The sequence below is a fragment of the Psychrobacter frigidicola genome, from assembly GCF_007997305.1.
GTDB lineage: Bacteria > Pseudomonadota > Gammaproteobacteria > Pseudomonadales > Moraxellaceae > Psychrobacter > Psychrobacter frigidicola.
In genome coordinates this window covers 332,302-347,843 of sequence record NZ_VORZ01000002.1, presented here as the reverse complement: position 1 = coordinate 347,843, position 15,542 = coordinate 332,302, and the positions used below count along the sequence as shown (strand labels likewise).

At 43.4% G+C, this 15,542-nt stretch carries 9 protein-coding genes; 4 read left to right on the top strand and 5 right to left on the bottom strand.

Translation table 11 applies throughout. The annotated features are described in order from the left end of the window. Positions 1 to 110 precede the first annotated feature (110 nt). Positions 111 to 4,148 carry a phosphoribosylformylglycinamidine synthase gene (gene purL / locus ES754_RS08060; protein WP_147223670.1) on the bottom strand — a complete coding sequence of 1,346 codons (4,038 nt, stop codon included), beginning with the start codon at positions 4,146 to 4,148 and terminating at the stop codon, positions 111 to 113. Between the two features lie 442 nt (positions 4,149 to 4,590). Between purL and ES754_RS08055 the strand changes: the two genes are divergently transcribed. Together ES754_RS08055 and ES754_RS08050 are read left to right on the top strand one after the other, a co-directional pair. Then, the gene (locus ES754_RS08055) at positions 4,591 to 5,085 is read left to right on the top strand and encodes a pyridoxamine 5'-phosphate oxidase family protein (protein WP_147223669.1); all 495 of its coding nucleotides are present in this window, start codon (positions 4,591 to 4,593) and stop codon (positions 5,083 to 5,085) included. 154 nt (positions 5,086 to 5,239) lie between these two features. Continuing rightward, entirely contained in the window at positions 5,240 to 5,734 is a 495-nt protein-coding gene (locus ES754_RS08050; protein ID WP_147223668.1) for a pyridoxamine 5'-phosphate oxidase family protein, read from the top strand. A 171-nt stretch (positions 5,735 to 5,905) separates the two neighbouring features. Here the strand turns inward: ES754_RS08050 and pgsA are convergent, their stop codons facing one another. From pgsA to acs, 3 genes are all read right to left on the bottom strand, one after another. Beyond that, complete coding sequence (gene pgsA / locus ES754_RS08045; RefSeq protein ID WP_147223667.1) at positions 5,906 to 6,577, bottom strand: CDP-diacylglycerol--glycerol-3-phosphate 3-phosphatidyltransferase; 672 nt, start codon at positions 6,575 to 6,577, stop codon at positions 5,906 to 5,908. Positions 6,578 to 7,554: 977 nt separating this feature from the next. Next, the gene (locus ES754_RS08040; RefSeq protein ID WP_147223666.1) at positions 7,555 to 8,781 is read right to left on the bottom strand and encodes an NAD(P)/FAD-dependent oxidoreductase; all 1,227 of its coding nucleotides are present in this window, start codon (positions 8,779 to 8,781) and stop codon (positions 7,555 to 7,557) included. A gap of 227 nt (positions 8,782 to 9,008) precedes the next feature. After that, complete coding sequence (acs, locus tag ES754_RS08035; RefSeq protein WP_147223665.1) at positions 9,009 to 10,973, bottom strand: acetate--CoA ligase; 1,965 nt, start codon at positions 10,971 to 10,973, stop codon at positions 9,009 to 9,011. 509 nt (positions 10,974 to 11,482) lie between these two features. Between acs and ES754_RS08030 the strand changes: the two genes are divergently transcribed. Beyond that, a complete protein-coding gene (locus tag ES754_RS08030) occupies positions 11,483 to 12,790 on the top strand; it encodes a BaiN/RdsA family NAD(P)/FAD-dependent oxidoreductase (protein WP_227677884.1) in 1,308 nt (435 codons plus the stop codon). Positions 12,791 to 12,947: 157 nt separating this feature from the next. Here the strand turns inward: ES754_RS08030 and nemA are convergent, their stop codons facing one another. Beyond that, positions 12,948 to 14,054 carry an alkene reductase gene (nemA, locus tag ES754_RS08025; protein WP_147223663.1) on the bottom strand — a complete coding sequence of 369 codons (1,107 nt, stop codon included), beginning with the start codon at positions 14,052 to 14,054 and terminating at the stop codon, positions 12,948 to 12,950. A gap of 267 nt (positions 14,055 to 14,321) precedes the next feature. Between nemA and ES754_RS08020 the strand changes: the two genes are divergently transcribed. After that, positions 14,322 to 15,470, top strand: coding sequence for a hypothetical protein (locus tag ES754_RS08020; protein WP_147223662.1), 1,149 nt, complete (start codon positions 14,322 to 14,324; stop codon positions 15,468 to 15,470). The last annotated feature ends 72 nt before the right edge of the window (positions 15,471 to 15,542 follow it).

Below are 15,542 nucleotides of genomic sequence, written 5' to 3'. Positions count from 1 at the left end.
GACTTAACTTTTCTAGACAAACTTCATAAGCCAACGATCTAATTATTCCAAACACAAAAAAGGTGAGCCTAAGCCCACCTTTTTTATTATCTACAATAACTCAAACTACCTTAACGAACCCAAGCCCGCGCATTACGGAACATACGCATCCACGCGCCATCTTCATCCCAAGCAGCCGGTTTCCAGCTGTGATTGTACGCGCGTAGCGTACGCTCAGGATGCGGCATCATAATCGTGACGCGACCATCAGTGCTACATAGACCGGTGACACCGCCGACCGAACCGTTTGGATTAAGCGGATACGTCTCAGTGGGCTGACCTTGGCTATCGACAAAACGCATGGCAAGCTGACCGTGTTTGGCCATACCGTCAATCTCGGTGGCATTAAGCGTCGCAAAGCCTTCACCGTGCGCAACTGCAATCGGTAAGATACTGTCTTGCATACCTTTGAATAATATCGACTTGGTGCGCTCAACTTTTACGTTGACGGTACGCGCTTCAAAGCGAGCCGATTTATTCGCGATAAAGCGTGGAAAGTTCTCGGCTCCTGGGATTAAGTCTTTCAACTGCGCCATCATCTGACAGCCGTTACAGACGCCAAGGGTAAAGGTTTCAGGACGCGAGAAGAAGCGCACAAACTGCATGCGCAAGTCGTCATGGAATAAGATAGAGTTCGCCCAGCCCGAGCCTGCGCCCAATACGTCACCGTAGCTAAAGCCGCCACAAGTCACTAAACCTTCGAAGTCACGTAGATTAATACGACCTTTGAGCAAGTCGCTCATGTGCACGTCTACCGCTTCAAAGCCCGCTTGAGTAAAGCCTGCTGCCATCTCTAGCTGACCATTGACGCCTTGTTCACGTAAGATAGCGACTTTGGGTTTATTGGCGCGACTATTCAGATAAGGCGCTTCAATCGCTTGGCTCAAATCAAAGTTTGGCGTGGCAATTAGACCTTGATAGCTGCTATCGGTAATCAAATCATACTCTTGTTGTACGCAAGCAGGATTGTCACGGCGACGAGCGATTTGATAGCTGACCTGACTCCACTCCTGCTGTAATTTACCACGGCTAAAGCTTAAGGTTTTATCGCCCATGAGCGTTGGGGTTTGGATAATTAAACTCTCTTCCTCTATACTTTGACCGACTAGGCTGAGCATATCACTAACGTTAAACTCTTCTGCCAATTGCATCAAGGCTGGCACGTCTTCTGGCATAACTTGGATGACCGCGCCTAACTCTTCACTGAACAATTGACCTAATAAGTTATCATCGGTCAATGACAGCTTGATACCTTGGCGACTGGTAAATTGCATCTCAGCGATAGTGGCAAGCAAGCCGCCATCACCGATATCGTGATAGGCACTGATAACCTCTTGCGCGTTACCGGCTTGGATAAAGTTAAAGAAATCAACCAAGTCGCTCGGATGCGTTAAGTCTGGGCAGTCATTACCCAATTGGCTCAGCGTTTGCGCCAAGATTGAACCGCCTAAACGCAATTTACCCTTAGATAAGTCAATCCGGTAAAACGCGCTATCGCCATTAATCAATTCAGGGGTTAGCGTTTGTGCCACATCAACCACTGGCGCAAAAGCAGTGATGACCAAGCTCATTGGCGAGACGATGGATTTGTCTTGCGCACCCTGCTCAGAGTTGTTGGCATCGCTTTTAACATTACTGTCCGTCCAATTGGCACGCATCGATAGCGAGTCTTTACCCACTGGAATAGCGATACCTAGCGCAGGGCACAGCTCTTCGCCAATCGCATGAACCGCATCGAACAATGCTTCATCTTCCGCGTCGTCACCGCAAGCCGCCATCCAGTTTGCTGACATCGTAATATCTGATAACTGCGCAATACGTGCGCCAGCAATGTTGGTAATTGCTTCACCGACGGCCATGCGTGCAGAAGCGGTTGGGCTAATCAAGGCGACCGGTGTACGTTCACCGACACTCATGGCTTCACCGCTCATCGGTTGACCATCAAGATTGAGCAAGCCAGATGCCGTTACCGCACAATCTGCAACCGGCACTTGATAGCGACCAACATACTGGTCACGCACCACCATACCGCCAATAGAACGGTCACCAATGCTAATTAGGAACGACTTGCTAGCAACGGTAGGATGGCGTAAAACGTCAGTAATAGATTCAGCTAAATTAACCTCGTCAAGTTCCAACGCTGGCAAGGTGCGCTCAGAACGGCTAAAGCTACGCTTCATCTGCGGCGTACCACCAAGCAACACCTGCATCGGCATATCAACTGGCTGTTCTGCTAACAATTCATCATCGACAATCAACTGACGGACATCAGTCGCCGTACCTAAGATGGCATACGGGCAACGCTCACGGGCACAAATTGCATCGAACTGGGCTTCGCTTTCAGGATGAATCGCTAACACATAACGCTCTTGTGCTTCATTCGACCAAATTGCCATTGGTGACATACCAGCTTCTAACGAAGGAACCTTACGCAAGTTTAGATGCGCACCCATTTCATGGTCATTGACCAATTCTGGCATCGCATTTGATAAACCGCCTGCGCCCACATCATGTAGAGAGACGATTGGATTGCCATCTTTACCATTGTTGCTCGCATCAACATCATTACCAGCCAACGCCCAGCAACGATCCATCACTTCTTGACAGCGACGTTCCATTTCCGCGTTATCACGCTGAACCGACGCAAAGTCTAAGCCTTCATCTAATGAGCCACTATCGACAGAAGATGCCGCACCGCCACCCAATCCAATTTGCATCGCAGGACCACCAAGGACGATGAGTAAATCACCTTGCTGAATGCTATTTTTTTCTATTAAGTTACGTTTGATATTGCCATAACCACCGGCAAGCATGATTGGTTTATGATAGCCGCGCATTTCGCTGCCGTCTTTTGCCGCTGAGGTATCCAATTGGAAACTACGGAAATAACCGCATAGATTGGGACGACCAAACTCATTAGAGAAGTTGGCACTGCCTAATGGTGCCTCAAGCATAATCTCAAGACTGGTTGCCATACGATCAGGCGTACCGTAGTCTTTCGTGCTCACCTGACCGGACTGTTCCCACTTCTCTGCTAGCTCAGGAATATGCAAATGCGACACATGAAAACCAGTTAAGCCTGCTTTTGGTTTACCGCCACGACCAGTTGCACCTTCATCACGAATCTCACCACCCGCACCAGTCGCTGCACCCGCATAAGGCGCAATCGCCGTTGGGTGATTATGAGTTTCGACTTTCATTAAGATATCGATTTCTTCTTGATGGAAATCGTAAGGATGGGCTGAATTGGCATCCATCGCATCTTCAGGAACTGGATAAAAGCGCCAACCTTCTGACCCTTCCATTACCGCCGCATTGTCTTTATAAGCCGACAAAATGCCTTGTGGATTGGTTTTATAGGTATTTTTAATCATTTGGAACAATGATTTAGACTGCACTTCGCCATCAATCGTCCACTTAGCATTAAAGATTTTATGACGGCAATGCTCAGAATTGGCCTGCGCAAACATCATCAGCTCAACGTCAGTCGGATTGCGCTGTAGCTCATCAACATAGGCATTCATTAAATAGTCTATATCTTCACTAGATAAAGCAAAACCAAATTCTGTATTGGCTGATTCTAGAGCTTCACGACCTGCACCAATCACATCGATATGATTAAGCGATGCTGGCTGCTCATCATCAAATAACTTGCTGGTTTCACTCAAATCATAGACCAAGCTCTGGGTCATACGGTCAAATAATAATTGCTCAGCGGCTTTAGGTAGTTTTTCACTCAGCTGACTGTTACTCACTTCGCCATCAACCGTTAAAGTATAAACAATCACGCGCTCAACACGCTTAATCACAATCTCACAGTTATTAAAAATATCCGTCGCTTTACTGGCCCATGGCGAAATCGTACCAAAACGCGGGCCAACGATCACTTGTAATTGATTATCTTGGGGGGCTGCAAGTACCGTCGCACTGTCAACAGCAAGTAGGTCTAACGCCTTTTTATGCTCATTACCGTCAAGTTCCCGTGACAACACATAGACTTGTTGGGTGCTAATTTGGGTAATGTTTAGATTGGTTTTTTGCTGAAACTGACTGATGAGTTGCTGCGTCTGAAAATCGGTCAAAAATGGTTGTCCGGCGATGGTCATCATAAAGGCATATTCCATAGGATGGGCAAAGAGCGGCATCACTGCCATGTAACGAAAAGGGTGGGCACATTATAACAAGAAGACCTCTAATAAGCAGGTATAAACCGCGATAAATTCATGGTTTATCTACCTAACATCCTCTTTGATTTTATAATATCTTTCTGTTTACTACCTAATAAACACGATTGTAGTATAGCAGTACAAGACCACTGCCCGTTTTACCTAACTGTCGTAGTGCTTACAAAAGCTCACATGGGTTTACGGCTAACCTATATAACTGCGTTAGTAAACCTCGCTATTCTAGATGCAGTTTCAAAGTTACAATTATAAAGGTACAACGCTACAGTTTTAAAAGCACAACTCATTTATTAAGAATAGTTTCTCAAATTTAAATAACTTTAGATCGTTTTTATTCGATTATTATAACAAATTAAGGATAAGCCTCATGAGTAGACAAGACCATATCGATAAGATTCAAGACGTTATCAAAGATGTTAAATTTGCGATGATGAGTACGGTTAATAAGAAAGGCGATGTGCATGCTTGGCCAATGACCACGACTGAAACTAGCCTTGGCGCCAAAGAGATTTGGTTTATCGGTGATAAAACGTCAGATGTAGTCAAAGATCTTGAAGACAATCCAAAAGTAGGTCTATCTTATGCCACGCAAGATGCGAAGAATTACGTGTCTATCAGTGGTAATGCAGAACTATCAACCGATAAAGACAAGCTCGATGAGCTGTGGTCACCAATCGACAACGCCTTTTTTGAGCAAGGTAAAGACGATCCAAAAGTTCAGCTGATTAAAGTCGTCCCTCATGGTGCAGAGTGCTGGATCAGTGGCAGCTCTACAGTGAACATGTTCAAGATGGCAGCCGCTGCAGTACAAGAAGGTAAAACGGCTGAAAACATGGGCGATGTATTCTCAGTGTCTTTATAAGGTCACCATTTATAAAAAGTATTATTTATAAAACCACTATTTTCATAAGATATGAGAATAGTGGCTTATTAAGCATGATTTGATAGCTTTAATGAATAACTATAATGAAGACAGTATATTATTTTAAACATTCATAACGACAGGGATAAGCATTATGAGTAAGCAAGAACAGATGGATAAGATCCAAGCGTTAGTAAAAGATATTAAATATACCATGATGACCACAAGAACCAGTGAAGATCATCTGCATTCTTGCCCAATGAATACGACTGAAACCAGCATTGGGGCTAAAGAGATTTGGTTTATTGGTCATAAACCCTCTGATACTGTTGAGAATATTAAGAAAAATCCAGAAATAAACCTTGCTTATGCTACTCAAGATAATAAAGATTACCTGTCTATTACTGGTAAAGCTGAATTAGTCGAGGATAAAGACAAATTAGAAGAGTTGTGGTCGACTATCTACAACGCTTATTTTGAGCATGGCAAAGAGGATCCAAAAGTTCAGTTGATAAAAGTCGTCCCTCATGGCGCAGAATATTGGGCAAACGGTAATGCATTTGCCAACGTATTTAAAATAACTGCGGCTGCGGTAACGGACACCGCCGTTGGTGACAGTCTGGGTGAAAATTTTTCAATAACGTTATAAGCCTGCGCTAATATTTAATGTTTTAGCATGTCCGACAATATTTTAGTATATCTGACAAAAGTTTAATAACAGACTGATGCAATAGCAAAATTATTGATAAAAAACGCTAGTAGCTTGACACTACTAGCGTTTTTTTATCACTATTAAATTCGTAATAACACGCTTAGAAAGCTAGCCGCTTTGTTTAAGATAAGGCCATGCCGCTTTAAGATAAATAAACATCGACCACAGGGTTAAAATCACTGCTGCCATCATCAACACATAGCCAATCACTTCAAGTGACTCCCAGTTCAACAACAGCACCGTAATAGCAATCATTTGAAAAGCGGTCTTTAATTTACCCACATAAGAGACCGCCACACTGGTGCGATTGCCGAGTTCTGCCATCCATTCACGCAGTGCAGACACGGCAATCTCACGCGAGATAATCACAATCGCAGCAATCGACATGATAATATTCGGATGCCATTGTACTAAGATAATAAGCGCGGCTGCCACCATAAGCTTGTCAGCGACTGGATCCAAAAATCGGCCAAAGGCAGACATTACATTCAGCTTGCGCGCAAAATAGCCATCCAGCCAATCGGTGATAGCCGCAATAATAAATATGCCAGTCAACAATAAATGCCGCACCAAACTATCGCTAAACTCACTCATTCCTACTCGCGCAATGACATTGTCTGGAATAGCAGGCATATTAATGCCCATTGCTGGCGGCCAGTAAGCAATTGCCACAAATAGCGGAATCATTAAGATACGCGCAATAGTGAGATTGTTCGGTAAATTAAAAATGCTTCTATTATTTTGCAGCGGTGGCGTGTGCAGAGGTGTACTCTCGGTCATGGCTAACCCAGTTTAAGATAGACGTAAGGATGGCTGCTAGCTTAGCATTTTTAAGGCGTGCCGTCATGCCCACTCTGTATATTCCTAATTATCAGTTCAAACTATAAGATAAACAGTTTAGCTCTAAAGCCCTTACTAAAAGTAATAACTTCATCTGTTCAATTAATATTAAAGCGACATACAGCAAGGCTTTTAAGCCTATTTAATGAATATCCAAATATTTTTCAAAATGTGACAATGTATTAAAACTTCGATAAACGTAATGTCATGTAACTAAGTTAATTTGAAAATTTTAGTTTCGGCTATGGTGTACATAAGAAAAAACACTTGTACACGGATATTTGTAAGCAAGTATTAAAAATCATTGAATTATCAGCTATTAACCTTATCTCTATAAGTAAGAACAAAGACTAATCAATAATAAAATTTATGTTTAACCAAATAACCTGTTTTCCTCAGCCCACAGTTTCCTCCTATGTGGGCCTTTTTTTGTCTGTTAATTTCGCTATACTACTTCCTTGTTAATTGGCGATAAGCAGGGCGCGATAATGGGCAATCTAGTGATAATAGCAATACTAATAGTACTGGTATGCGTTTATATGATGATGTTTTGGTACTGGATACGGACGTCACTCATTATGGTTCGGCAGTCTATTTTACTGGGTATATTAGGCTTTCTTTTTTCACCTATTGCCCAAATTATTTATTATTTATCCAATAAAAATAAGTTGAGCATACAAGATAAAAAGGACTTTAGCCGTTATTGGTTAGCCTTTGGTCTTACTATATTAATTAGCCTCTTAGGCGCCTTCGCCTCTACGACTCTGCCAGTTATACATTAGAATAATATGGGCTCAGACTAAGATAACGATAGGTTATAAAGTAAGTTTATATGAAGAACATAACTGAGCAATGTTCGTCCTCTATGCCACCATGATACTGCTGGTAGGATGTTTGATATCATTAGCTCACTTGACTTATTTATTACTAACCTCATTTATCGCAGCAACTGTCTCTACTGCCATCAAATAACAACTTTCAATATTACCTTGCCCACACCAATCGCCACTGACAATCCATTGATGAGTGTTATCCACTAATATGCCTGATTCTTTGAAGTTATCTTTGTCATCAGTATTAACAATCGTTGCGGCATAACGCCAGCGATGACAGTCTATTTGGCTCGGTGCCGTGTCGCTATTCCAATTAAGTGCTTGCTGCGCTGCTGCTAATAATTGTGCTTGTACTTCTTGCACATCCTCATCGACATGCGCTTGTGACCAGTCATTACGTGCATGGATGGTCACACTAGGTAATAGGTCGCCATGTGCCGGTTTATGCTGTTCAATAAATATTCTATCGAGTGGCGAGTCATTCACGTAAGCCACATCCCATATTAACGCGGCTGTATTGTTTAAAGTCTCAGGCTGATGTTCAATGTCATCCCAACCAAGCATTAAAGTATAACAAGCTTGCATTTGCGGTTTACTAGTTTTTGCTTGTTTCGTAAAACCGCTACCTGCCATTAGCTCTACGGCTTGCCCATTTGGTGCGGTACAAATGACCCAATCAAAGCCGCCTAAACTTGCCCCACTGTCATCGAACAGTTCGGTTTTATTATCGGTAGAGTCATCCTGCAAGTTATTGTTTTGCTTTTTAATAAGGGGCGCAACACGAGTTCGAAATTTTACAGTAGTAAAGCGTAACTCATCCGCCAATACGCGTCCCCAACTGGTCATTTTTGGGGTACTGATATAGCGAGCGTGAACCGTATCCCACTGCTCTTTTTGCTGAATATTGAGCGGCTGTTGGTTGTCATTAGCTGGCGTTAATTCAACCACTTCAGCACACCACGGCTGTAGTAAGCCAGTATCTAACCACGGCTTAATAAACTGCGAAAAGCTGTCCGTCTTAGCCGTAAAAAACTGCGCGCCAAAGGCCCATTGCCAGTTTTTATTGGTCTGCGTATCAGTACGATAACGAGTTGCTAAACGGCCGACGCTACGTGATTTTTCAAAGATCGTAATCTGCGGCATGCCTGCTTTACTTACTTGCTGACTAAATGCGCGCTCTAATAAGGTGGCTGTAAATAAACCCGTTAAACCGCCACCGATAATCGCTATCTTTGGTACTATTTTTGGAATGGTGTGGTCATATTTAATAGTTACACCGTTATCAGCTTGGGATAGAGAATGATCAGTCATAATGACAAGAAACCTTGTTAAAAATTGAGCAATAAGTAGAAAGGAATAGTAGGAAAAATCAGTAGAAATAATTTACAGTAAAAAAACGATACTAAAAAGCCATGCTGTTCATTACAGCATGGCTTCTGTTAAACGGTTCATATTAATAGGTGCATGATTATCAGCTTTTTATTAGTAAACTTGTTTTAGTTGCCTTTTATTAATAGATTTGTATTAACAAAATAGCCTCAGCAAATTTTACGTTCCGCTTTAACCACCTCTATGAGTTTATTAATCACTGAACTATCAGCTAAGGTAGACAAGTCGCCCAACCCAACATATTGTCCAGCAGCAAGCTTACGTAAGATGCGGCGCATAATTTTGCCGGAGCGCGTTTTAGGTAACACATCGACGATATAAATCGCATCTAAATTAGCAATAGGCCCAATCTCATTTCGCACGTGGCGATTCAGTTCTGCTTTTAGTTGCTCACTTGGCACCTCGCCTGCTTTCAGAATAATAAACGCACAGATGCCTTCGCCGCGAATTGAATGGGGCATGCCCACCACCGCTGCTTCGACGGTGGAGGGATGAGAATCGACGGCACTTTCGATTTCCGCCGTACCCAGCCTATGCCCTGAGACATTGAGCACGTCATCAACGCGTCCGGTTATCCAGTAGTGACCATCTTCATCACGCTGCACGCCATCACCAGTGAAGTAATACCCCGGATAGGTGCTGAAATAAGTCTCTAAAAAGCGCTGATGGTCATTATAAATGGTACGCATTTGCCCCGGCCAGCTGTTACTAATCGCAAGGTTACCGTGCGCAGGACCAATAAGTGCCGTGCCATCGGTATCCATAACTTGTGGCTTAATACCGTATAAGGGATTCATCGCGGCACCTGGTTTCATCGCCACCGTTCCCGGAATGGGGGCTAGTAATATACCACCCGTTTCTGTCTGCCACCACGTATCGACAATGGGGCAATGCCCGCTACCAACGACACTATAGTACCAATCCCATGCTTCTGGATTAATCGGCTCACCGACTGTACCGAGCAATCGCAGACTTGAGCGGTCAGACTCGCGCACAAAGGCATCGCCTTCTTTCATCATTGCCCGAATAGCGGTAGGTGCGGTATATAAAATACTGATATTGTGCTTATCGATAATGTGCCCGACCCGCGCCCATGTTGGATATTCTGGTACACCCTCGAACATGACCGTCGTCGTGCCATTGGCAAGAGGCGCATAAGTGGCATACGTATGGCCAGTTACCCAGCCAACGTCAGCCGTACACCAGTAAATATCATCTTCTTTGACATCGAAGACATCACGGAAAGTTGATAGCGCGTAGGTAATATAACCGCCTGTGGTGTGTAGCACACCTTTAGGCTTACCCGTTGAGCCGGAGGTATATAATAAGAACAGTGGATCTTCAGCATTCATGACTTCAGGCTCACACTGCTCACTTTCCCCTTCAACTAAAGTATGATACCAAATATCACGGCGACCGCTCATCGGTACTGAGTTGCCGGTGCGATGCACTACGATGACATTTTTGACACTCTCGGTGCCTTCCATATCCAGCGCACGGTCGACGTTTGCCTTGAGTGGGGTGCGCTTATTGCCGCGCAACCCTTCATCCGCTGTAATGACCAATTTAGATTGGCTATCAATGATGCGATTGCCTAAACTTTCTGCAGAAAAGCCACCAAATACCACGGAATGTACGGCACCAATACGAGTACAGGCCAGCATTGCCATCATGGCTTCCGGTATCATCGGCATATAAAGGGACACGCGATCGCCTTTTTTGATCCCCAGTTTGCGCATGGCATTACCAAGTCGGCAAACCTCTGAATGCAGCTCTTTGAATGATATAATTTTATGGAGTGAGGGATGATCCCCTTCCCAAATAATAGCAGGCTTATAGGGATTGGTTGTTAAGTGGCGGTCAAGACAGTTGACCGAAATATTTAGCTCACCATCTTCGAACCATTTAATCTGAAAGTTATCTAAATTATAATTAACATTGCTAATAATAGTCGGCTTGGTTATCCAGTCAATTTGTTCAGCACGTGCTGCCCAAAATGCGTTATTGTCTTCAGGAGCGGCAACAGACTGAGTATAATTACGCACATATTGCTCGGCTGAGGTATTGGCAGCGGCGACAAATTCAGCCGCAATGGGGAATGATTTTTGAGTCATGGTCGTGTTCCTTTTTTAATTATTATTACTTACGCAATTTATCTTATTAATGCTAGTTTTGATATCCATTATCTGGCGAATAGTGTTTTAACAACAACACTCTTAATAATAAGGGTTTTGATATCCGTTGTCTTGATACCCGTTATTCTAATGCCAACTATCAAACCAAAATAATGGGGATTGTGACAGGTAATGTGAGGTCATCTTCCATAATGAATGACGTGCCAACTTCAGTTTGACAAATAAGGGCAACTGATGCAAGACATCAACGGCTAATCGCAACAATTTCAAGTGGCATATGTACAGTCGCCAATCAGTACAAAGTAGGGTCAGTTTATTAGTAATGGCTGGTATGCCAACTATTTTAAATGGCTTAGTAATTAAGCCTTGTAACTCTCGATTAAATATGGACAATAACCACTCTAAATATCTTGTTTCGAACCCTGTTTTAAATGTGGTTTTTAAACATATTATTTACCTTATTACCCTATTTTTAAACCTATCGCTCTATGGAAGTAACCGCAATGGACAATCAGCGCACTAAGCCCGCTAACACTCATTATGATGTCATTATTATCGGCGCTGGCGCATCAGGGCTTTACTGCGCGCTGACTGCGGGTCGCCGTGGACGCAAAGTACTGGTACTCGATCATGCTAATAAAGTTGGTAAAAAAATCCTGATGTCAGGTGGCGGACGCTGTAACTTCACCAATTATTTCGTTGAACCTGAGCATTTTATCAGTGCCAATCAGCATTTTTGTAAATCAGCCCTGAGTCGCTACCCAAGTTGGGAGTTTATTGGGATGGTTGAGCAGCACAAAATTGCCTATCATGAGCGTGAACACGGGCAGCTATTCTGTGACGACTCTGCACAAGATATTGTCACTATGTTGCTTGATGAATGTGCGGCGGCTGGCGTGCAAGTGCGGCTTAATACCCAAATTGAGCAAGTTAAGGTTGATGAAAATAACGAAAATAGTAAAAGCGCCCGCTTTCAGTTATTAACTTGCAAAAAGCTCAGTAAAAAAGACATCGCCAGCGAGATTAAAGCAACGCAAACTAACTATAGCTGTGAGTCTCTGGTGGTCGCGACTGGTGGGCTGTCTATCCCAACGATGGGTGCCAGTGGCCTTGGCTATGAATTGGCACAGCAATTTGGACACACGCTAGCCAGTATCGATCCCAGTTTGGTGCCGTTCACTTTTACTGATAAAACAGGTGAGCTGCTGCGGGCATTGGCCGGTATCAGCTTACCGGTAATTGCCAGTAATACGCGTACCTCATTTAAGTTACCGTTATTATTTACCCATCGCGGTCTGTCCGGCCCGGCTATGCTGCAGCTGTCCAACTATTGGCAAACGGGTGAGCCTATCGAAATCAACCTGCTTCCTGATACTGACATCACTGCGCTACTGCTTGAACATAAACAGTCGCATCCTAAGCAGTTAATTCGCACCGTACTGGCAGAGAATACTGATAATGCCTTACCCAAAAAGTTATTGGCAGCGCTGCAAACAACTTTTTGGGAAGATATCAAAGATACGGAATTGGCCAATATTAAGGATGAGCGCTTAAGCGCGCTTGGAGCAACTATCAATGGCTGGCAGCTCAAACCTTCTGGCACCGAAGGCTATCGTACGGCTGAAGTGACGCGCGGCGGGGTTACAACCGATGAAGTGTCCTCTAAGACCATGCAAAGTAAGTACCAAGATGGACTCTATTTTATCGGGGAAGTACTCGATGTCACAGGCTGGCTGGGTGGTTATAACTTTCAATGGGCATGGGCCAGCGGTTTTGTTTGCGGTGAAGTGGTTTAACTGCGTTTCATTTACTGTAAAAGACTCACCATAAAAAGCCACCTTACTATTAATAGTAAGGTGGCTTTTTTGTTAGGTATTATTTGTACTTTAGCAGTCATTTTTAAACAACTGTTTTTAAATGCACAATTTTAAACCACTACTTTTGAATAACTAACTATTGCGCTTCTTTCATAAATGGATAGTCAGTGTAACCAACGGTAGTGCCACCATAAAAACTCTCTGGATGCTGCTCATTAAGCGGGGCATCTTGGCGGATACGCTCAGCCAAATCAGGATTGGCGATATAATCGCGGCCAAAGGCCACCGCATCAATATAGCCTTCACGAATATTTCGTTCCGCTTTTTCGACGCTATAACCACCGGCTGCAATAATCAGCTGACCAAAAGCTTTACGGACACGCTGACGGAAATCGTCGCTATAGGGCGTGCCACCTGCCCAATCCGGCTCAGATAAATGTAGATACATGATACCGCGTTTATTCATCTGCTCAATCAGCCAGATATTTTCGTCTTCATGGTAGCCGGCTTCTACATTATTAAAAGTGCCGAGTGGTGAGATTCGAATACCCACATGATCGGCATCCCACGCGCCAACGCAGGCATCGATAACTTCTAGCATCAAGCGTGCGCGATTATCGCGGCTGCCACCATACGCGTCTTCACGCTGGTTGGTATGTTCCGCCCAGAATTGATGTAAGAGATAGCCATGTGCACCATGAATCTCGATGCCGTCAAAACCTGCTTCATGAGCATTTTTGGTTGCATGAGCGAAGTCGGCAACAACTTGCTGGATTTCATCAATAGTCGCCGGACGCGGAGTCGTCGCATCAACCCGAATCGCTTGATGGTCACTATCACGCAAGGTGGTGCGGATACCCACATTAACATCCGATGCGGAAATAGGTGCTTTGCCATCAGGCTGTACACTTTTATGCGCAACCAGACCGGTATGCCAAAGTTGCAGTACGATTTTGCCACCTTTAGAATGCACATTATTGACAATCACTTTCCAAGCCGTCATCTGATCTTGGGTATGAACGCCCGGCGCACCAGCATAACCTTTTGCTTGGAAAGACACTTGCGTGGCTTCTGCGATAATTAAGCCTGCGCTCGCACGTTGCGCGTAATATTCACCTGCTAACGCGGTTGGAACGTCGCCTGGCTCAACTGCCCGTAGACGAGTCAGCGGTGCCATAATAATGCGGTTTTTTAAGGTTTGTGTGCCCATTTTGATAGGTTCAAATAAGGTATCATGTGCCATGGTGTGCCTTGTCTTTCGTTATTTATAAGATATTGGTTGTGAAAAGCTGATTAAACGATGTTTATAAAGAACCATTAAAAATGGCTGATACAAACATCCCTAAAAGTGTTTTTATCAATTTCCTTTATAAGGTATAGGCAGACTTATTCAAGTAAATATCACAAACAAAAACACCGATACAGCATGATATCGATATTTATAATACTCATTATTCGACTACTCTTATAACTCTATTAAGCTAATAAGATTAACCTAAGGATGCAACCTATGAAAAAGACTACATTAACACTCATAATGGGAGCAAGCCTATTATTTGCTACGAGCGCTTGCCAGCCTCCAGCTGATATGCCAAAAACGCCCGACACCAAATCAACGTCAAAGGAAACGGTCAAAGAACCAAGCACGCAGCCATTAATAGAAGCGAAAACGCCAAGAGCCTTAACCAATGCATTGGTAGCATTGTCTGAAGAACAGTTAACAAATAAGCTGGTTTGCACTAAGCTCAGTGACACTATGAAGAACATTGATAATAAAAGTAAAATTGAAGATATTCATGCTATCCAACGTCAATTAAATGCCTGTTTGCCAATGACTGATAACTTAGAGATTCTGCAATGGCTAAAGGAGTATCAAGCACTGTACGGACGTTTTTTAGGTTCCAATAGTTATATGGATGATGAAAACTTTTACGATGTGGTAAATACCATCCAACAAGGCCAAAAATTATCGGTCAAGCAACTAAAAGCATTGAGCCCACGTAGACGATATCTGATTGAACTGGTAGCGAGTAAAGCGGACGTTAGCGTGCTGTATATAGGCGAAGGTATCTTTATCTTTCATCATGACCTAAAGGCAATGGCTGACTTGTTTATCCCTTATCTACCCGCCGATCAAGCCAAGTTTATTCAGCGTATGGCACAAGACAACCAAGATATTTTTTGGAATGATGCGGCGGTTGCGGTATCTTTTAACGAAGTGATTGCCCGTGCTAAGTTTTGGGAAAGTTATATCCAGCGTTACCCAACAAGCTATTTTAGCCAAGATGCGAAAAACTTATTTAATATGTATCGCTATGTGCTGTTCTATGGTTCAGACAATACCCGCTGGACAGATGATGCTATACATGAATTTCTGGACCCCAAATACACACAAGCAATGGCACAGTTAACCACACGCTCTAACAGTACCTTGGCTCAAGATGCACAAATTTTTCTTAACTTTATGACACTTTCCGACCGAGAGCGTAAGAAAAAGTATCCCGTGCCAAGCAAAGATAATAATGGCAATAAAATTGAAAATTGGGCAATTCCGCGCTATCAGTTAACAGAAATATTGCCAATACTTTCACCATGGGAAGAGGGTAATAATAGAGACTGCTTGAGTAGCATAATTTGCGTGGATTATAACGTTGAGTGATGCCCACATAAGCAGTCACACTTGCTAAAATTATCGCAAACCAGTAAGTATGACTGCATCTAATTTATAAAA